This window comes from Collinsella sp. CLA-ER-H3 (genome assembly GCF_040092425.1).
Taxonomy (GTDB): Bacteria; Actinomycetota; Coriobacteriia; order Coriobacteriales; family Coriobacteriaceae; genus Collinsella.
In genome coordinates, this window is sequence record NZ_JBBNLP010000011.1 from 30604 (window position 1) to 49480 (window position 18877).

Sequence of the window (18877 nt, forward strand, 5' to 3'; positions counted from 1 at the left end):
CCAGCAGCGCCTACAGCACGGCGCACAACACTGCCAGCAGCGCCACGCCGGCCGCATAGACCGCATCACGCCAGCCAAACCCAGCGCGTGCAGGCGCCGGATACGCACCGGCAAAGCCGCGGCAAAGCATAGCCTCATCCATCGCGCGGCTGCATTCCATCGCCTTGATAAAGGTCATGCCCATGATACCCGCCAGCGAGTCGGTGCGCGAAAAACCCGCAGGTGCACGGCCAACGCTGCGCAGCATGACCGATTCGCACAGATCGTGCGCCGTGCGTCCCAGCACCTCGATATGCTTGAGCGCCATATCAAACGTAAAGATAACTTCGTCGGGTAGATGTAGCATCTTGAGCGCCGCCGACATGCGGCTCCACGTGAGGGTCCACGAAACACCCAGCACCAGCGACACATTAATAAACGTCTTGAGCGCGATCTTGAGCATGGCACCCGTGGCAGACGCGCCCAGCAGCAGGGCAGGCAGTGCCAGAACCACCGCGAGCCCCGCAGCGCCAAGCGCCGGCACAAAGGTTGCCCGCAGCCCGCGTACGGGGCGCACGGCAACGAGCACCAGCGCGATAGCCGCCATCAACATGAGGTACAGCGGGCTCTGCGTCAGGCACACGCACAGAACGCAAACGAACATCCCTACCAAACGCACCGGGGCCGAAACGGAAGAAAGGGCGCGGTCGATTATCGACCCGCCCTTGTGTGCGCCGCCGCCCAGGCGAACCCGCTCAAGCAGGCTCGCCAGGTGCAGGACGTTCTTTTGCATCACACGATGTCGAGCCCCCGCGGGCTCGTAACGCTGCTCGACCGCGAGCCAGCTAGGCAGCTCGGCTATTGCCATGAGCACCGCTTTCCTTGACCGTCAGCGAGATCAGACGGAATGCGATGGTGAGCACTGCCACGCCAATCACGCCCGAAAGGATATACATAGCAGCCTGGCCGGCAAAGCCAAGACCCTGCTCCTCGGAATAGGCCTGCAGGTAATCACCCGTAGGCAGAGCATCGGCAAAGGTCGGGGTATCGAGGCCGACCGAAGCCTGCAGGCTGTCGTCGCCAGCCTCCTGAACGGCGGTCGCGGCGCCCTCGGCGTCCCACTCACCCCAGGCGTCACCGGTGGCAAGCAAGCCGAGCGGCGTAGCCACGACAAGCACGGCGACCAGAATGAGCGTAGGGATCAGGGAAGTCTTCTTGGCGGTACCATCGGCGGCAAGCTGGCCATCGGCGGCCTCGGGGCCGACGATAATGCTCGGCGCCGTCTTCTTAATGAAGCCGTAGATGGCGGCCGTTGCCACGCCTTCGATCACGCCGGCAACCAGCATATGCGGGATCAACATGGCCGGAATAGCCACGGACAGCGGGAAGGGGCAGTACAGCGGAGCGCCTGAAGCGTTGGTGAAGAGCATCGGCTGAATACCAAACTCGATTGCCGCGCACAGGGCCGCCAGGCACAGGCCGACCCAACCGCTCACGATGGCAGAAACCGAGGTGCCCCAGCTCTTGTCGTGCAGACGGCTGTTGAGCGCACGGAACACGATAGCAGCGGTAAACGGCAGCACAAAGGCCATGTTAAAGCAGTTGGCGCCAAACGACAGAACGCCGCCGTCGCCAAACAGCAGCGCCTGCAGCGCCAGCGCAACCGAGACCGCAATGGCCGCGGCCTCGGGGCCCAGCAGCAGCGCAATGAGCGCGCCGCCAACGGCGTGACCAGTGGTGCCGCCGGGCAGCGGCACGTTAAACATCATGAGCAAAAAGGAGAACGCTGCGCAAATGCCCAGGAACGCCATATGCTCGCGATCGAGCGTGGCGCGCACCTTTTTGATGCAGTGAACCCATACGGGCACCATCGCCACCGCCATAACGGCATCGGTCTGCGGGGACAGATAATTATCGGGAATATGCATGAGCCCTCTCAATCAGAACGTTTCGTGTTACGTTTCCAACAATCCGTAACACCGACTCTGCATACTAACAAAAAGGCGCACCGCCCACAACGCAGCACGCCCTTGCAATACGTACGTTATTAACCCAGGTCCACGCACCGTCCAATAAAGGCCCATGCACTCCCAACTTTCCGGTCACCCGGAAGAAGGTGCGGTCCGCTCGCAACAAGGTTAACGCAGGAACCCGCCCCCGAGAGGGGTTTTCTAAGGCAACATCCCGCAGCCGCGAAGCGGCGAGGACGTTGCCGTGAAAACCCCGCAGGGGGCGGGTTCCGAACGGCAAAGATTACGAGCGAACCTCGCCGTTTACGCCCTTGCACACCTTGGTGACGATCTTCTGGTGCGCCTTCTCGACCTCTTCGCTGGTAAGCGTGTGGTCGTCCGAGCGATACGTAAGCGCAAAGGCCATGGACTTCTTGCCCGCACCGATGCGGACCGGATCGCGGTAGACATCGAACAGGCGCACACCCTCGAGCAGCTTGCCGCCGGCACTGGTAATGCGACGCTCAAGATCCTCGCAGGTCACAGTGTTGTCGACGACGATAGCAAGGTCATGCTCAACAGCCGGGTACTGCGAGAACTCGCGATAGTTCTCCTGGTTGCGGGCGCCCTTGATCAGCTTGTCCAAGTCGAGCTCAAAGGCAACGACGACCTCATCGATGCCCATCGCCTCGCGCGCCTCGGGGTGAATCTCGCCGACCCAGCCCAGCACGGTTCCGCCGGACAGAACCTCGGCCGCACGACCCGGCTGCAAGAAAGCGTAGCCCTCGCCCTCGACGGGACGGAAGCGAACCTTCTCGATGCGCAGCTGGGCGAGCAGCTCCTCGACAATGCCCTTGCCAAAGAAGAAGCGCAGCTTGCGGTACTTCATGTTCCAGGACTGCTCGCTCCACTGGCCCGAGAGCACACCCGCCACGGACTTGGTCTCCTTGGGCAGGCTGGCGTTCTCGCGACCGTGGAACAGGTTGCCGACCTCGTACAGGTGCACGTTGGGCGTACCGTGCGCCTCGTTGTAGGCCACGGACTGCAGCAGGCCCGGCAGCAGCGAACGACGCATCTCGGTCTGCTCGGCCACCAGCGGGTTCATGAGCACCACGGGGCAGCCGCGGCCTTCGGTGGACATGCCAATCTTCTCCAGGTCGCCCGGGGCGGCAAAGCCAAAGGTCGTGGTCTCGTTGAGGCCACAGGCGCGCAGGATCTCGCCGACCTTGCGGGTAAGCTTCTGCTCGCGCGTCAGGCCGCCGATGTGGTTCTTGGCAGCCGGAATGGTCGCCGTGACGCGACCCATGCCCCACAGGCGCAGGACCTCCTCGATCAGGTCGATCTCACGCGGCAGGTCGGGACGGAAGCTCGGCGGCGTGACCATAAAGTCCTCGCCGTCGCGCTCGACGGTGCAGCCCAGGCGGGTGAGCGAGCGCTCGATAAAGTCGGGCTCGATGTCGGCACCGCAGATGGCGTGCACACGGGCCAGGCGCAGCTTAATGCTGTCGATGGTCTTGGGCGCGGGGAAAACGTCGACATAGCCGGGAGCAACCTCGCCACCGGCGATCTCTTCGATGAGCGCGCAGGTAACGTTGGCGACATCCACGCAGCCGGTCTCGTCAACCTGGCGCTCAAAGCGAATGGATGCGTCGGAGATCAGCGACAGGTCACGGCTGGTGTGCGAGGTGCGGCCGGCGTTGAAGCAGGCGCTCTCGACCATCACGTCGACGGTATCGTCCTCAATCTCGGAATCCATGCCACCCATAACGCCGGCCAGCGCCACAGGACGCTCGCCGTCGGTGATGAGGCCCATGCCGGCGTCGAGCACGCGCTCCTCGCCATCGAGCGTCGTGAACTTCTCATCCTGCTGGGCGGCGCGAACCACCACGCGACGCCTGCCATCGCGCTCGGCAAAGGTGTCGAGGTCAAAGGCGTGCAGTGGCTGGCCGGTGAGCATCATCACGTAGTTGGTGATGTCGACGATGTTGTTGTGCGGGCGCACGCCCAGGGCGTTGAGGCGTTTGACCATCCAGTCAGGCGACGGGCCGACCTTCACGTTGCGCACGATACGGGCAACGTAGCGGTCACACAGGCCCTCGTCGGCAATCTCGACCGAAAGCTCGTCGTCGGTCGCGCGGCCGGTCTCGATCTTGATGGCGGGCAGCTCAACGTGGAAATCGCGGTCGAAGATGGCGCCGGTCTCGCGGGCCATGCCGATCATGGACAGGCAGTCGGGGCGGTTGGGCGTGATCTCGCAGTCGAGCACGGTATCACTCGAGCCCACGTACTCGGCAAACGGCATGCCGCAGGGCGTATCCTCGGGCAGGATCATGATGCCGGAGTGGTCGCCGCCCAGGCCGAGCTCGCGCGCAGAGCAGTTCATGCCCATGGACACAACGCCGCGAAGCTTGCTCTTCTTGATCTTGACGTCGCCGGGAAGCACAGCGCCAATCATGGCCGTGACGATGTGGTCGCCGGCCTCGAAGTTCTGCGCGCCGCAGACGACCTGCAGCGGGGCGGGGTTGCCATCGGCGTCGAGGTTCTTGTCGCCCACGTCGACCGAGCACACATACATATGGTCGCTATCGGGGTGCGGGGTCTTGGTGAGCACCTTGGCGGTCACCACGTGATCGAAGGACTCGCCCACGGTGTCGATCGCCTCGACCTCGGTGCCGGTACGGATATATTCGTCCGAAAGGGTCTTGGGATCCTCCGGAATATCGATCATGGTCTTGAGCCAGTCGTAAGAAACGCGCATGTAGCTCTCCTAGTTCTTAATCTCCGCATAGGGAGGAATATCAAATGAAGACGTTCGCCTTAGGGTTGTCCAGGTGCCCCAGGTTGGCGTGAAAGAGGAGCGACGCGTACTAAAGGTACGCGAGCGACGGTTTGAACGCCAAGATGGGGTGCCTGGGCAAGCCTAAAATTGGTTCAAGAAGCGCATATCGCCAGTCATCAACGTGCGCAGGTCGGGCAGGTCGTAGCGCAGTGCCGCGACGCGCTCGGCGCCAATACCAAAGGCGAAGCCGGTGTACTTCTCGGGGTCGATGCCGCAGTTGATCAGGACGTTGGGGTCGACCATGCCGCAGCCCAGGATCTCGATCCAGCCGCTGTGCTTGCAGAAGTTGCAGCCCTTGCCGCCGCAGACGTGGCAGCTTACGTCCACCTCGCAGGAAGGCTCGGTGAAGGGGAAGAAGTGCGGGCGGTAACGCGTCTTGCGGTCCTCGCCAAACATGCACTTAACAAAGTAGTCGAGCGTGCCTTTAAGGTCGCCAAAGGTGATGCCCTCGTCGACGACCAGGCCCTCGATCTGGTTGAACTGCGGCAGGTGGCAGGCGTCGGCCGTGTCGGGACGGTAGACGGTGCCCGGGCAGATCATGTAGATGGGCGGCTTTTGCGACTCCATGGTGTGAATCTGCACGCCCGAGGTCTGGGTGCGCAGGAGCACGTCGGACTCGCCATGGGCGTGGGCCTCGGGGTGTGCGACGCTGCCGGGGTTGTTGTCGACCACATAGAACGTGTCGCGAGCCGAGCGGCTCGGGTGATCCATGGGGGCGTTGAGCGCGGTGAAGTTGTAGTAGGAGGTGTCGACCATGGGGCCGGACTCGACGGTGTAGCCGATGCCGCAGAAGATGTCCTCGGCCTCCTCGATGATCTGCTTGATCAGGTGCTGGTGACCGATCTGCGGACGGATACCCGGCAGCGTGATGTCGACGGCCTCGTGCTCCAGTGCGTGCCTGAGGGCGGCGGCCTTCATCTCGGTGTTGCGCTCGTCGAGCATGCCCTCGATCAGCTGGCGCATCTCGTTGGCGCGCTTACCCATCACGGGACGATCCTCGGGGGCGAGCTTGCCCATCATGCGCATCAGGCCGGTAATGCGACCCTTGCGGCCGAGCAGCTCAACGCGCGCAGCCTCGAGCTTGGCGGCGTCGTCGGCGCCTGCGACGAGCTCCTTGGCCTCTTCCTCGAGTTTGACCAGATCATCAATCAGACTCATGTCTTCCCTTTCGTCTCTCGCGCTCCCCGCTCGCCGGGACGACTGCCGCCGCCCAGCGTTGCGAAAACGCGGCCCGGTTCGGTAACAAAAAACCGCCCTCGGGCATGTGCATTGCCCAAGGACGGTTGAATTCCGCGGTACCACCTTGTTTGACCCGGCGGATGTCTGGCCCGCCGTGCCCACTCTGCGCCCCTTATCGCGAGGCTCACGGCTTCCCTACTGGGGCTTCGCCGCCGCTAGCCGCGCGCCCGTTGAGGTCGCTGCTCGGGAGTGAACGCTTGGCCCTTGCCACCGCAGGAAGGCTTGCAGCCCATGACCTTCCCTCTCTTGCCGGCGACGCGGCGGGCAAAACCCTCTCCGTCAACGCATTGGGCTATAGGATAACACATTTCGCGAGCACATCGCCGCGTTCCGTTTTGTTCGCACTGGGTACAAGGCAGGTAGCTGTGCAAACTGGCCGTGCACCCGCCTGCGGCGCTCGGCCTGCGAGATCAAGGATATAGGTATGGGAAAGAAGTACGATAAGAAGGCCAAGGCCGCCGTGGCAAAGGCTGCCAAGGGCGTCAAGGCTGCTAAAGTCGACAAGGCCGTCAAAAAGTTCCGCAAACTCGAGGGCAAGCTGTGGACTCGCGAGTACCTGCTCAAGATTGCCGAGTTTGACGGCGCGACCATTGCCCCCGCCAACGGCGCATCAGCGCGTGCCGACGCCATGGGCACCCTTGCTGGCGAGCATCACAAGCTGCTGACCAGCAAAAAGTCTGTCGAACTTGTGCACTCGCTGGCACGCGAGACCGTCGCCGGAGGCAAGATCGACGACCCGCAGCTGCTCGACGAGATCCGTGTGCTCGGCCGCGATCAACGTGAGGCCAGTGCCATCCCCACCGAAGAAGCCGAGGCCTGGACCAGGCTCACCTGCGAGGCGGACGCCGTGTGGCACAAGGCCAAGGCAGCCAACGACTGGGCAAGCTTTGAGCCCTATGTGGATAGAATCGTCGCCCAGCTTAAGCATCAAGCCGAGCTCATGGACCACAAGCGCGACCCATACGATGTTTGGCTCGACCAGTACGAGCGCGGCCTTTCCACCAAGAGCTTCGATGCGTTTTGCGATGAGGTCAAGGCCACGGTCGTGCCGCTCGTGCACGCCATCGGCGAGTGCGGCCAGCAGCCGGCTGCCGACTTTTTGCACGCCCACGTGCCCGAGGCTGCCCAGCGCGCCATGAGCTTCGACCTTATGAAGCTTGTCGGCCTGGGCCTGGACGACACCACGCTTGCCTTTACCGAGCATCCGTTTAGCGAGGGCTTTGCCGTGGGTGATGCGCGCATCGCGACGCACATCTACGAGGACGACTGCATCTCCAACGTCTACAGCATCATCCACGAGGCGGGGCACACCATGTACGAGCTGGGCGTCAATCCCGCCTATGCGCGCACGTGCTTGGAGGGCGGCACCTCCATGGGCATCCACGAGAGCCAGAGCCGCTTTTTCGAGAACACCGTGGGTCGCAGCCGCGCCTTTATGGGCCCGCTGCTCGAGGTGCTGCGTCGTCACGCGCCCGAGGTCTACGGCGACGTCGACGAAGACACGCTCTACCGCGCCGTGAACATCGCGCAGCCGTCGTTGATCCGCACCGAGGCCGACGAGCTCACCTATCCGCTGCATATTATGGTGCGCTACCAGATCGAGCGCATGCTGTTTGCCGGCGAGGCTACGGCCAAGGACATCCCCGCGCTTTGGAATCGCTTTATGGATGAGTACCTGGGCATTCCCGTTCCCGACGACACGCACGGCTGCCTGCAGGATACGCATTGGAGCGGCGGTTCGTTTGGCTACTTCCCCACGTATGCGCTGGGTAGCGCCTACGATGCCATGTTTGTGCCGGCCATGTGCCGCGACGGTGTCGATCTCAATGGCGCCTGTGCGAGCGGCGACCTGGCACCCGTCCGTGCGTGGCTGGGCGAGCACATTTGGCAGTGGGGCCGCGCCAAGGACGCGCCGGAACTCATCAAGGGCGCCTGCGGCATGGCGTTCGATGCCCGCTACTACTGCAGCTACCTGCAGGACAAGTTCACCACGCTCTACGAGCTTTAAAGCTTAGACAACACGCAACGCAAAGGGGCGCCGCAGGATCTATCCCGCGGCGCCCCTTTTCCACCTAGTCATTGGGGACGTTCTTTAATGACTAGTTCGTTGACGCCAATGTCTTGGCAACGTCAGATTGCCGCTTGGGGCCGCTTGCAGCGTCGAGTAGTTACGCGGTTTGGTAAAACCGCGTAACTACAGAGCTTCCAACGCGTTGGCGATGCGCTTCATGGCGGCGTCGGCGGATGCTTGGTCGGGCGCCTCGGCCAAAACGCGAATCACCGACTCGGTTCCGCTCTTGCGTACGAGCACGCGGCCCTCGCCTGCCAGCGCAGCCTCGGCCTCGGCGATGGCGTTCTGCACGCCCATGTTCTCGAGCGCGGCGTCCTTGTCCGCCACGTGCACGGCCACCTGCGCCTGCGGCAACAGCTTGCACGGAGCCGTGAGCTGCGAAAGTGTCTCGCGCTCGGCACGAATAACTTCCATCACACGCAGCGAGGTCATAATGCCGTCGCCCGTGCGCTCGATATCGCCAAAGATCGTATGACCCGTCTGCTCGCCGCCCAGGCTGTAACCGCCCTCGCGCATCTTGGCATACACGTGACGGTCGCCCACACCGCTGGTCACGGCACTTAGGCCGGCAAGCTCCAACGACTTGATCAGGCCAAAGTTGCTGGCAATCGTCGGAACCACGGTACCGCCCGAAAGGCGACCGTGCTTGTTCAGATACACGCCGCACACGTACAGGATCTGGTCGCCATCGACCACGCGGCCGCGCTCGTCCACGGCCAGACAGCGGTCGGCATCGCCGTCGTAGGCAAAGCCCACGTCCAGGCCCTGCTCCACCACGTGGCGCTGCAGACGCTCCATATGCGTGGAGCCGCAGTCGACGTTGATGTTAAAGCCATCGGGCGCGGCGTTGATCACGCGCACGTCGGCACCAAGCGCGTCAAACACCGGCTTGGCCACCGAGGACGCCGAGCCGTTGGCGCAGTCGATACCGATCTTGACGCCCTGCAACGAAAAGTTCGCGCTGGCGATGAGCGAGGCAATGTAGCGGTTGCGGCCCTGCATGTAGTCCACCGTGGCGCCGATGTGGTTGCCCGTGGCCAGCGGCACCTCGCTCTTGCCATCGATGTAGTCCTCGATGAGCTCCAGTACGTCCTCGTCCATCTTAAAACCGTCGCTGTTGACGAGCTTAATGCCGTTATCGCAAAACGGATTGTGACTCGCGCTGATCATGATGCCGCAATCGAAGCAGCCTTCCACGGTCTGATGCGCTACGCCCGGCGTGGGGATCACGTGCAGCATATAAGCGTCCGCACCGCTCGCGACCAGGCCACTCACCAGCGCCGCCTCGAACATATAACTCGAGCGACGTGTGTCCTTGCCCACGATGACGCGCGCCTTGCGCTCGCGGTTGGTGCCGTAATACCAGCCCACAAAACGGCCAATCTTATAAGCGTGCTCTACCGTCAGCCCAACGTTGGCCTCACCGCGAAAGCCGTCGGTGCCAAAGTACTTCATGCGCTCTCCTTACAAAATAGGGGCGAACAGATTGCCTGTCCGCCCCAAAATGGTACTCGATTATCTGCGCTACCAGAAAAACCCTACGCCGACGCGCTGTCGCGAGCCGCCTGGCATGTAGGAGTCTGACGCAGCGTAAGCGGCTTGTCCCCCGCCTCGGCCGACGTGGTCAGCGTATACGTGATCGTCGTCGTCTCGCCAGCATGCAGGTCAACGGTGCCCGAATAGAAGGGAATTCCATGCCACGTAGCGGCGCCAAGACCAAACTGGGTGCCCTCAACCGTAAGGTCACTGATGTTGCCGCCCGTCGGGGCAAACAGCGAGACATTCAGACGCTCGTCGTCGCGCGCGGCATCGGGCGCGCTCGCCGCGACGTAATCGGGCAGCTTGCCTGCCTCCTCCTGCGTCATGATGTTCGTCAGGGTAACGGTGATGCGATACGTGCACGTGCCGTCGCCGTTCTTGACGCCCTGGCCAATCTGCGTATCAGCGTTCAGGTACCAGTCGAGCTTGGAGAAGCTCAGGTTGTTAAAGTAAACGCCGGCAACGGGATCGGCACTCGGATCATCCGGATCGGGTAGCGAAGCGTCAATGCCCGTCTCTTTGATGGCATTCTGCTCATCATCGTTTCTCATCCAAGCAATCAGACGGCCCTCTTCGGCACCGCGCTCGAATGCACCGACAAGCTTTGTAACGTCGACGTCACCGATGCCACCGAGAATCTTGTCGAAGGCGGCGCTGGCAACAGCCGCAAAGATGCCGTCCGATTCCTCGACCGGATAGTTCCAATACACATCGTGCATGAGAACCTTCGCCGCGTTGGTACCGTCGACGACCGTACCATCGGGCAGCGAGACATTACCGACAAGGCCCAGCAGATACTGCAGGAACACCGGGTCGATACCCACGACGCCGTCAACGTCCTGCCCATACTGGGACTTCCACAGCGCGGCGACACGCTGTGAGTTGCGGGGCCAATCGGGCGAATACGCGTTACCAGAGTTGTACAGGTTACTGTGGTCACCAAACAGTGCCTCGTCCTCTTCGTCGACGCTCTCAACCGCCTCGTCTTTGCCAAGCGCAATACATGGAACAAACTCGCCAATCGACATCTGGCCGTCGGTGACCGAAATCAGGCCCTGCGAACCGCCAAAGCCGCCGCAGGCACGAATCTCGACGTTGTTCATGGCGTACACAAGGTAGTTGCGCGTCTGGCCGTTGGCGCCGAGCATCTGGGGAAGGACGGGGGCGACCTTCTCCGCCGCGTCAACCGCGCCGCTGAGGGTGGCAAAGCCGTCCTTGGCCTTATCGACCAGCTCGGTCACCTGGGAAATATGAGTATCGCCAATACCTTGGATCTTCTCGTTGGCGCTCTTGAACACCTTGGAGCTATCGGAAAGCGAATCGGCAACAGCCTGCAGCGCGGACACGTTAATCATGCCGTCCTGGAACAGCTTGCCGGGCGTGGCCTGCGAAAGGTTATCGGCCATGGGAACCAGCGCATTGCTCGAGACATCGGACAGGGCGTCGATCATGGTGCGGGCAGCATTGATGTCGCTGCCATACACCGGGATAAACGAAGCCGCCGTCCACAGCGGGCTCGAGGTCTCCGCCTTCATGCTGTCGCAGAGCTCATCGATCTTCTTCGCGTCGTCAGGCAGCGTCGAAAAATCGCCCGACGTAACCTTGTCCTTAAGGCCACCGACAATCTCGACGGCCTCCTTCGCTTCACTCTTTACGGTCTTTGCCGAGTTAAGCAGCATAAAGCCGCTTGCGCCAAGCGCAACGAGAAGCACCGCGACTACAGCGGCAATAATGGCGCCGGTGTGACGCTTTTTGCGTTCGCCCTTGCGATGGCGATGACGGACCAGACCGTCAGAGGTCGAACTCGACGAAGCGTCACTACCGTAGTTCAAGCCAAAATCGTAATAATCTTCCTTGGAACCCGAGCCCGCAAACTCGGCACCGCTATCATCCAGGCGGGCGAACGTGCCAGTCTCGGAGGCGCCAGTGTAAATCGTGCCAAGGTTACCCGTAAGCCCCGCGCCACCGGCAGAGGGAGTATTGTTGGCGGCCTTGCCGGCATTAACGTTGCCGGCGGCATTCGCGGCGTTGGTAGCACCTGCGTTGTTCGTGGGTACCGAAGGAGCCCCACTCGGCTGCGACGTGGAGGTTGCACCGCCCGCAAAGACATTCCCTCTTGCACGGCCGGTCTTTTTTGCCTTTTGTGACTGCTCGTACAGAGCGGTAAACATCGCCGTCTCGCCCGGGGACACGCGCTTACCGGAACCGCCCTGTCCAGCGCCGCCCGGCGTGCCGGCCTTACCAGCCCCGTTCGGACGCGGCGGAACTGCAGGACGGCCGCTATCGCTGCCCTTAAAGTGATTACCAGCCATAAAGAAATCCTCGCAATTGAGTCGCAATGAAAAAGTCCATAACGTTACCAGTTTATGGCATTTTGGGCATCGACAGCTAAACTCCAGACACGGACATCAATTGGCGAAAATGCGGCACAACACCTTTTCCGTCTTGGCGGCGGCGCCAGCTACACCGTGAGGAACATCATCACGATGATCATGGCAAAGCCGATAAGGTCGGTCGGCAAAAACACCGTGCCCAGCATAACGGCGCTGGTGATGGTCGCCGAAACCGGTTCCACAGTTCCGATGAGACTCGCACGCACCGAGCCGATGTCCTTAACGCCCTGCATATAGAGCATGTAAGCAAAAAACGAGCCGATAACCACGAACACCGCGAGCGCCTCGACGCCGGCAGCGTCGAGTGCCGGCATATGCGCCCAAGGCTGCACGAAGACGCACGAGACCACGCCCGCCGTGAGCATTGCCGAGCCCGTGACGATGGGGCTGCCGTATTCGGGCAGGATCTTGGCGGGAATCACCGCCATACACGTGGCGCTGACCGCACACATAAGACCTGCTGCCAGGCCAAGCGGCGAGATATTCAGGCTGGTGGGGTCGCCGCCGGTGGCGATTAAAAAGGTTCCACCCAGAGCCAGGCCAATGCCGATGACTTCGCGAGTACGCGGCATGCGGCGATCGGTCACGCAGGTGTAGCCCATGATGATAACGAGCTGCAGGCACTGGAGCACCGTCGCGGTTCCGGCGTTCGTCAGGCGCACGGCCGAAAGATAGCAAAACTGGTTGAACAGCAGGCCAAAGGCGGTAAAGAGCAGCAGCTGCTTGCGATCGGCGGGTGTGGTCCAGAGCTTAATCAGGCGCTCGCGGTCGCGCGTAACGACCACGGCCATAAAGAGTAGACCGGCGAGAATCTGACGCACGCTCATAAGCCACAAGGTGTCGACGTGGTAGGTATCGAACAGAAAACTCGCGCTGGTGCCCGAGAAGCCCCAAAACGAACCGCCCACCAGCGTAGCCAAAACGCCCGTGATCATCTTGCGCGTCGAAGCGCTGTTCAGGCGCTCGCGCCAAGCGCGGCGGGTGCTACGGCTGAGCTCATCGGTGCCCTCGGGCACATCAATGTTCGATATATCGGTCATCGGCACCGAAGCCCCTGCGCCTTCGACCTGCTCGACACGCTCTTTGCTCATTCCACTCCCTCGAAGCAGCCTGGAAACAATTCGGCTTACCTTACCACGGCGAAGGCACCAGCTGGAGGCTTGTCCGTTTATCGGTAGGACAATTCCGCAGGCGTCTTTCCATAGCTCGATACCGCAATGGCCTTGCATTATGCGACAGCCAAATCGCGGCAGCGGGCTCTTTTGAAATGGATATGACAAAGCCCCCGAATTCCACAATGTAAGCGATTTTTAAAAATGTTCTTGCCACCGAGTTCAGGCTCCGTTATATTATCCCTTGCGCGCTTGCGCACTCTTGATCGGGCGTTTAGCTCAGGGGGAGAGCGCTTCCCTGACACGGAAGAGGTCAGAAGTTCAAATCTTCTAACGCCCACCAAATGTTCGCAGCTCAGAGGCTATGTCCTCTGGGCTGTTTTGTTTTATGTCGCCAAATCCGCTGGCAGTTCCAACCGTCATCGCAACGTAGCATCAATTTACCTGACGAATGGCAGCCAAACAAATTCAATACCCCAACATCAACAATAGCCAGGCACAAAACTGCGCCGCAAGCTGCTCCAACCGCCCAACTGGCCAAAAGCCAACCATCTACTTGCCGATCTATCCATCGGCATAACCAATCAGTCCGCACCGCAACTTCTCAGCAAAACGCCGCGATGTCTGCGCCCTGCGGTATCCTTGAGCCACTTGCACCTGCAGCACCAAGGAGCCGCCATGCGCACCGAGCTCGATGTCCCCTTTTCGCACAAAGAAGAAGCCAAGGCGCTGGGCGCCAAATGGGACCGGACCAAGAAGATCTGGTATGTACCCAGCGGCGTCAACCCCGAGCCCTTTGCCGAGTGGCTGCCCGGTGTTGACCGATCCGACCCCTCAGCGCCGTATATATATCTAGTACTGGGCAAGCGCGAGTGCTGGAAGTGTCACAAAGGGACCTCGGTCGCGGCCTTCGGCATTCCCTATCGAACCGATGACGGCAAGGGCATCGCCATTGCGCACGCGCCCAACGAAGCCGGGCACATTACCATCGACACGGCCAATGCCAACGCGCTCGCCATTGTTCCCGCTCTTGGCTGCGTCCCGGGCGAGATCCGCGACTATCTTTCTAAGCGCTGTGGCTACAAACCCGTAGGCGCACGAGCCTCCAAAGCCCCGTCGCTCGGCAACACGTGCACCAGTTGCGACGCGCTGCAAGGCAGCCACTATCTGTTCGAAGAACCCACGTCCCCGTTTGCCCTCACCGCCATCAACAAGCTGCCGGCACTGGAGTTTGTGCGTGTCGAAGTTGCCGGCGTCTTTGGCGTCCCGGCCACGCGCACCGACTTTGACCAGGCACTCTTTACTTGGGCACGCGACCATCACGCCGAGTTCCACAAGCAGCTCGGTGAGGGGATTTATTTGTAGGAACGGAGATGCCTTCACAGCCAGCTCCTCCGCATCACCCATCCCTCGTCGCCGGCGTCGTACACGATATCGAGGCCACAAACAGGGCATTTCTCCTGATACACCGGCATATGAACGCTCATACGTTTCCTCACTTCGTCGCTGAGTCTGTCGCGCGCATCGATGAACCGAATGTCGAGGCACGGTATTTGCGAGCCGCAGCAAGGACAGAAGACGACAAACGACCCGCAATCAACTTCTACGCTCGGAAACATTTTGTTGTCTATAAGGGCGCACGGCAGTTTTCCGTACTTCCCCATCGCAATATCGCCGCGCGATCCGATCAAACAACACGATCGTAAAAGACCGCCAAAGCCAAATTTCATCGTCGGTCGCACCCTGTCCGGCAAACTCAATATCGACGGGTATGTGCTTCAGATAACTCATGTCGGGCGCAAAACGAGGGTCCGGTCCGCCTTTATGAACAGGACCGTGCAGAACAAACCATCCGTTTTCGGGCTCGAACCGCTCAACAAACGCAAGGCCGAGCACCTTATAGCCCACCTCGGTTGCAAATATGACTCCGACTGGGACGCCACATTCCATGCAGTTGAGCATTTTACGGTTGTAATTCTGGTCTCGAAAACCAACGGTACCCGGCGCTTGAACCGAGTACTTAATGACCCACGTGCCATCGTCCAAATAGAGCGGAGGCACATTGTTGATGCTCTCGGTTTGCCGCTGGCGCACTTGTACCCCGCTACTCCACTCCCCTGTATACTGGTGTAGCACGTGTTTCATCCGGACTTGTTGGGCCGGATTGTTCATGGGATGGTCTTATGGCTGCTTCGAATCCGCCTAAGGGGAGCGTTTCTTCTTCGTCCATCAAGCCGGTGACGCGCAAGGCCGTGCGCTGCCAGCGCGAGGTCGCCTGGCTTGTCACGCAGGCGGCGGGCAGACTCGTGGCGACCACTCAGGACGTCAATGCGCCTACGCCGAGCTTTGTGTTAGCGGCGGCGCTGGATTTTGTGCGCCAATTGGAGCTTGCCGCACAGGATGCCAGCGGCCACCTCGACTACCAGAATGTTATGGCGCCCGACCTGCAAACGTTCTGCCACATGGCCAAGTTGCCCGCCGCGCCCAATGCGCTTTCGGACGTAGGCTACATGTTTACGCTTTCGGGCGCGGACCTTATCCGTGACATCTATGCATACTGCAGTGAGCTCGCCGAGCGTCACGTCTTTGGCACGGCTGAAGTCAAACCGGGAAATGTCATCAAGCTGGTTCTTAGGCTGTTCTTGATGGACGGGTTCGGGGCCATGCCGGCGTAAGCCGAGTCTTTAGCATCACCGTCGACTGAGCAACAACCGCTTTACCTTAGTGGGCGCCAATCGAGGGTCAATTATTGGGTCGCCTCGTCCACTAACGCATTTATTCCACGCGCTCTGACAGTCGATATTTGCGGTTGCGGCTCGTCGCCGGCGCCGTGGGCTCAAGCTCGCCTTGAGCAATGAGCGCATTGACGCGTGTCCTAACCTGGGAAACCGTGAGTCCCGTGCGCTCCGCCAGTTCGCGCGTCCCCAATTCGCCGTAGCGCTTGAGTGCCGTCATAATCAAGTCCCCGCCATGATCGACCGGCTCGATCTTTGAACGGTAAAGTACGACCTTGAACCGATCGAACCCCGGGCAGAACAGGGGCTCGGCCAGACCATGTGCGCGCATGGCATCGATCATCATCGGGATGCCCGAGCCATTGCCCTCAGCCGGCGAACCTGCGCCATCCGGCAGCGGGACAATCGACATGAGTTTCACGAGCGTCGCGTTACGGCATCGGGAGCTGCCGTCAAACAAGTTCTCGCGAGTCTTCCCTCCATAAAGGCCGCCGGGATTCGTCACCTCGATACGGTCGTCAAAAACGTCGACGGCGATCGATTGCCCACAGAACCGATCCCCGTATTCCCTGTGGATAACCGCGTTGGCGACTGCCTCGCGCAGGACCTCCTCGGGAATCTCCAGCGAGTCGATACGCGAGATGCCTTGGACGGTCGAGGTGCGGCGCAGGTTTTTGGCGACAGCCGCGACAGTATCCGAAATCATCTCGCCCAGGGTGCCCTCGCAGACTGTGCGGTCCATAAATCTTAGCGGTCCCGCAGCGCCCTTTTGAGTTCCCGCATGGACAGCCACATCAATGAAGAGCTTGGGATAGAACTGCTGAGGGTAAACGCCCGCGGCAAGGAGGCCGGCCTTGGTAACATTGCCCTGGAAATCGAGGAGATTCAGGCGCTCCATCTTTGTCTTCTTGTCCGTCGCACCGCGCATCGCTCGAGGCGTCAACGAATAGGCGCGTTCTATCGTGCGGTCGACCAGGGCCTCGTCAAGATCGCCTGCGACCGCACCGGGCACTGCATCGCGATCACTGGAGCTCGTCCGTTCATACGATGACAAGGACAGGACCTCGGTCGACGAGAGCGGAACATCTTTGTCATCGATGCGTTTGTAGCTGCCGCCTTGAGCGCCCCGCTCTATGACATAACAAGGCTTGCTCGACGGGTCGAGCTCCTCAATCGTGATGACCAGAACCACGGTGCCCTGGAGCTCCACGCGTTCAATGGTGTATTTGGGCGGATTGGCCAGTTTTCCGCGACCGCCGGCATCACCCATGCCCGCTACGAATTGGTTGAGCACCTTCTCGGTCTCAAAGTTCTCAACCGGGACAAAGCCCGCGCGCTCGCTCACGCCGAGTACGATAATTCCGCCAGCAGTATTCGCGAATGCGCTAACTGTTTCCCATACGTCGCGGGAAAGCGTCGTGGCGCTCTCCTTGACCTCGACGTTAAGATCGTCCGAGCCCATGCGCCTTAAAGACTCGAGCAGACCGGTCAGCTCGCTTTCGTTCATCTGCACGTCCTTTCGCTCGGTCCGGCGGAGAATGCTGCAGACGGATTTCCCTCGTCTCTCAGTTATCTCTCGTAATTATCTCTCGTCTTTCTGTTATCTCTCGTATTAGATATGAGTGAAAGATGAGAGATAAGATATCTCTACCTGCTTCATTAAATCATGTTTTTGCTGGTGGAACAATCGATATTGAGACAATACCATGGTTGCTTGTCTCTTTGCTGTTGAGCTATCTCTCGTAATTATCTCTCGTCTTTAATCTATCTCTCGTGTTAGTGACGAATGAGAGACGAGAGATGCGTGAGTGATGCATGAGCGTGGATTATTGGACGGTCAGAAAATCCCTCAAACAAAAAACGGGGCCGGCCTTACGCCGAGCCCCGTTTTCAAACGGTCAGTTAGTTATCCAACGCGCGAGCATAGCAGTCAACATTACGCCGCCGCGAACACTCCCAAGCCCGTTCCGATGATGCAGATTGCGAAGATGCCCAAGATGATCCAAATGGTCTTGACGCCCTTTTTATAGAGGGCAACGCAAGCGAACGTTGCCAGCAAGGACAGCAGACCGGGGAAGATCGAATCGAACAGATCCTGCAGGACAATCTCCGAACCACCCACGTCAAAGGTCAAAGCAGTGGACAGCGAGACCTGTGCCGCAATCATGGCGCCGATAACGGTCATTCCGAGGACACCGGCAGCATGCGTCATGCGAGACATAAGGTTGTTCTCTTCGGACTGCTGCATAAACTTGGTTCCCAAGTCGTAACCCAGATGGGCTGCGACGATACGCGTTGCAAAGTTAATCACGGAGTAGAGAAGGAAGACGGAGACGGGAAGGGCGAGCGCGACGGCAGTTGCCGTGCCTGTACCCGTAATGACGGCAAACGCGCAGCCAAGCACGCCGGAGGTATAGACCTCGGGAGGAACCGCCGCGCCGACCATGATGGCACCCATGAACATGGACTCCAAGGCAGCACCAACGATAACGCCCTGTTGAACGTCACCAAGAATCAAGCCAACGAACAGCTCGTAAACAACGGACGGCCAGGCATTGTAATGCCAAATAACTGCTCGTCCATGGACGCCATAATGCGACCAGTGCAACTAGGAGGTACTGGGCAACTATTTTGATTAACCCCAGTAATAAGCCTGCAGGCGAGACGTTCAGCACGTCTCGCCTGCAGACAACAGCAGCAATTTGAAAGGATTAGTAATTCATCTGGTGATAGTAACGACGCGTGGTGAGCGGGTGGTTGCGGACGTGCTCGAGATGGCAGCTCAGGCGCTCGGTGATGGTGTAGGTGACCATCGGGGAGACGATCTTGCGGAACTCGGGGTCGCTGAACGGCAGCTCGACCTCGGCGGTGTCAAACTTGTTCACGCGGACGTTGACGCCCTTCTCGTCGGCGAGCATGTGAGTGAAGTTGTCCACGCGGTCCATGAGCTTACGGGTGTCGTCCTCGCCGTAGAGCATGATGAGGCTCGTGCCCTCCTCGCACAGCTCGATGGTGCCGTGG

Annotated in this window: 13 protein-coding genes, 1 tRNA gene and 1 pseudogene; 4 read left to right on the forward strand and 11 right to left on the reverse strand. The window is 60.4% G+C overall.

Annotated features, from left to right (window positions below; translation table 11 throughout):
• Window positions 1-10: 10 nt before the first annotated feature.
• The 4 genes from AAAX32_RS09115 to pheS all read right to left on the reverse strand — a co-directional run bounded on the left by AAAX32_RS09115 (window position 11) and on the right by pheS (window position 5925).
• Entirely contained in the window at window positions 11-847 is an 837-nt protein-coding gene (locus AAAX32_RS09115) for an energy-coupling factor transporter transmembrane component T (protein WP_271743109.1), read from the reverse strand.
• Window positions 825-1907 (reverse strand): cobalt transporter CbiM, encoded by a 1083-nt coding sequence (gene cbiM, locus AAAX32_RS09120; protein ID WP_349100633.1) that lies wholly within the window; start codon window positions 1905-1907, stop codon window positions 825-827. Before cbiM ends, AAAX32_RS09115 begins: the two co-directional genes overlap by 23 nt.
• Window positions 1908-2232: 325 nt before the next feature.
• A complete protein-coding gene (gene pheT / locus AAAX32_RS09125; RefSeq protein WP_349100634.1) occupies window positions 2233-4686 on the reverse strand; it encodes a phenylalanine--tRNA ligase subunit beta in 2454 nt (817 codons plus the stop codon).
• A gap of 162 nt (window positions 4687-4848) precedes the next feature.
• Window positions 4849-5925, reverse strand: a complete 1077-nt coding sequence (pheS, locus tag AAAX32_RS09130) for a phenylalanine--tRNA ligase subunit alpha (RefSeq protein ID WP_117816986.1) — start codon at window positions 5923-5925, stop codon at window positions 4849-4851.
• 505 nt (window positions 5926-6430) lie between these two features.
• On the opposite strand from pheS, the gene AAAX32_RS09135 reads away from it, so the two are divergent.
• Entirely contained in the window at window positions 6431-8014 is a 1584-nt protein-coding gene (locus AAAX32_RS09135; RefSeq protein ID WP_349100635.1) for a carboxypeptidase M32, read from the forward strand.
• Between the two features lie 186 nt (window positions 8015-8200).
• Here the strand turns inward: AAAX32_RS09135 and glmM are convergent, their stop codons facing one another.
• The 3 genes from glmM to AAAX32_RS09150 all read right to left on the reverse strand — a co-directional run bounded on the left by glmM (window position 8201) and on the right by AAAX32_RS09150 (window position 13100).
• Window positions 8201-9532 (reverse strand): phosphoglucosamine mutase, encoded by a 1332-nt coding sequence (gene glmM / locus AAAX32_RS09140; RefSeq protein ID WP_349100636.1) that lies wholly within the window; start codon window positions 9530-9532, stop codon window positions 8201-8203.
• A gap of 83 nt (window positions 9533-9615) precedes the next feature.
• Window positions 9616-11928 carry a DUF4012 domain-containing protein gene (locus AAAX32_RS09145; RefSeq protein WP_349100637.1) on the reverse strand — a complete coding sequence of 771 codons (2313 nt, stop codon included), beginning with the start codon at window positions 11926-11928 and terminating at the stop codon, window positions 9616-9618.
• A gap of 149 nt (window positions 11929-12077) precedes the next feature.
• Complete coding sequence (locus AAAX32_RS09150) at window positions 12078-13100, reverse strand: EamA family transporter (protein ID WP_206428103.1); 1023 nt, start codon at window positions 13098-13100, stop codon at window positions 12078-12080.
• A gap of 289 nt (window positions 13101-13389) precedes the next feature.
• Here AAAX32_RS09150 and AAAX32_RS09155 point away from each other — a divergent pair.
• Window positions 13390-13464 (forward strand) — tRNA-Val (locus AAAX32_RS09155).
• A gap of 335 nt (window positions 13465-13799) precedes the next feature.
• On the forward strand, window positions 13800-14486 hold the full coding sequence (locus AAAX32_RS09160; protein WP_349100638.1) for a DUF5710 domain-containing protein: 687 nt from the start codon (window positions 13800-13802) through the stop codon (window positions 14484-14486).
• 231 nt (window positions 14487-14717) lie between these two features.
• On the opposite strand, the gene AAAX32_RS09165 is transcribed toward AAAX32_RS09160, so the two are convergent.
• A complete protein-coding gene (locus AAAX32_RS09165) occupies window positions 14718-15293 on the reverse strand; it encodes a hypothetical protein (RefSeq protein ID WP_349100639.1) in 576 nt (191 codons plus the stop codon).
• Window positions 15294-15304: 11 nt separating this feature from the next.
• Here AAAX32_RS09165 and AAAX32_RS09170 point away from each other — a divergent pair, with 11 nt between their 5' ends.
• Window positions 15305-15796, forward strand: coding sequence for a hypothetical protein (locus AAAX32_RS09170; protein WP_225094183.1), 492 nt, complete (start codon window positions 15305-15307; stop codon window positions 15794-15796).
• A gap of 100 nt (window positions 15797-15896) precedes the next feature.
• On the opposite strand, the gene AAAX32_RS09175 is transcribed toward AAAX32_RS09170, so the two are convergent.
• The 3 genes and pseudogenes from AAAX32_RS09175 to AAAX32_RS09185 form a co-directional block, all read right to left on the reverse strand.
• On the reverse strand, window positions 15897-17363 hold the full coding sequence (locus AAAX32_RS09175) for an ATP-binding protein (protein ID WP_349100640.1): 1467 nt from the start codon (window positions 17361-17363) through the stop codon (window positions 15897-15899).
• A gap of 429 nt (window positions 17364-17792) precedes the next feature.
• Window positions 17793-18374, reverse strand: coding sequence for a PTS system mannose/fructose/sorbose family transporter subunit IID (locus AAAX32_RS09180; RefSeq protein WP_349100641.1), 582 nt, complete (start codon window positions 18372-18374; stop codon window positions 17793-17795).
• 193 nt (window positions 18375-18567) lie between these two features.
• Window positions 18568-18877: pseudogene (locus tag AAAX32_RS09185) on the reverse strand (SIS domain-containing protein); the annotation flags it as partial.

Coding starts and splice junctions, on each gene's coding strand:
- glmM (WP_349100636.1), bottom strand. CDS start 9,532: ATGAAGTACTTTGGCACCGACGGCTTTCGCGGTGAGGCCAACGTTGGG.
- AAAX32_RS09175 (WP_349100640.1), bottom strand. CDS start 17,363: ATGAACGAAAGCGAGCTGACCGGTCTGCTCGAGTCTTTAAGGCGCATG.
- pheS (WP_117816986.1), bottom strand. CDS start 5,925: ATGAGTCTGATTGATGATCTGGTCAAACTCGAGGAAGAGGCCAAGGAG.
- AAAX32_RS09115 (WP_271743109.1), bottom strand. CDS start 847: ATGGCAATAGCCGAGCTGCCTAGCTGGCTCGCGGTCGAGCAGCGTTAC.
- AAAX32_RS09150 (WP_206428103.1), bottom strand. CDS start 13,100: ATGAGCAAAGAGCGTGTCGAGCAGGTCGAAGGCGCAGGGGCTTCGGTG.
- cbiM (WP_349100633.1), bottom strand. CDS start 1,907: ATGCATATTCCCGATAATTATCTGTCCCCGCAGACCGATGCCGTTATG.
- AAAX32_RS09170 (WP_225094183.1), top strand. CDS start 15,305: ATGGCTGCTTCGAATCCGCCTAAGGGGAGCGTTTCTTCTTCGTCCATC.
- AAAX32_RS09165 (WP_349100639.1), bottom strand. CDS start 15,293: ATGAACAATCCGGCCCAACAAGTCCGGATGAAACACGTGCTACACCAG.
- AAAX32_RS09135 (WP_349100635.1), top strand. CDS start 6,431: ATGGGAAAGAAGTACGATAAGAAGGCCAAGGCCGCCGTGGCAAAGGCT.
- AAAX32_RS09160 (WP_349100638.1), top strand. CDS start 13,800: ATGCGCACCGAGCTCGATGTCCCCTTTTCGCACAAAGAAGAAGCCAAG.
- pheT (WP_349100634.1), bottom strand. CDS start 4,686: ATGCGCGTTTCTTACGACTGGCTCAAGACCATGATCGATATTCCGGAG.
- AAAX32_RS09145 (WP_349100637.1), bottom strand. CDS start 11,928: ATGGCTGGTAATCACTTTAAGGGCAGCGATAGCGGCCGTCCTGCAGTT.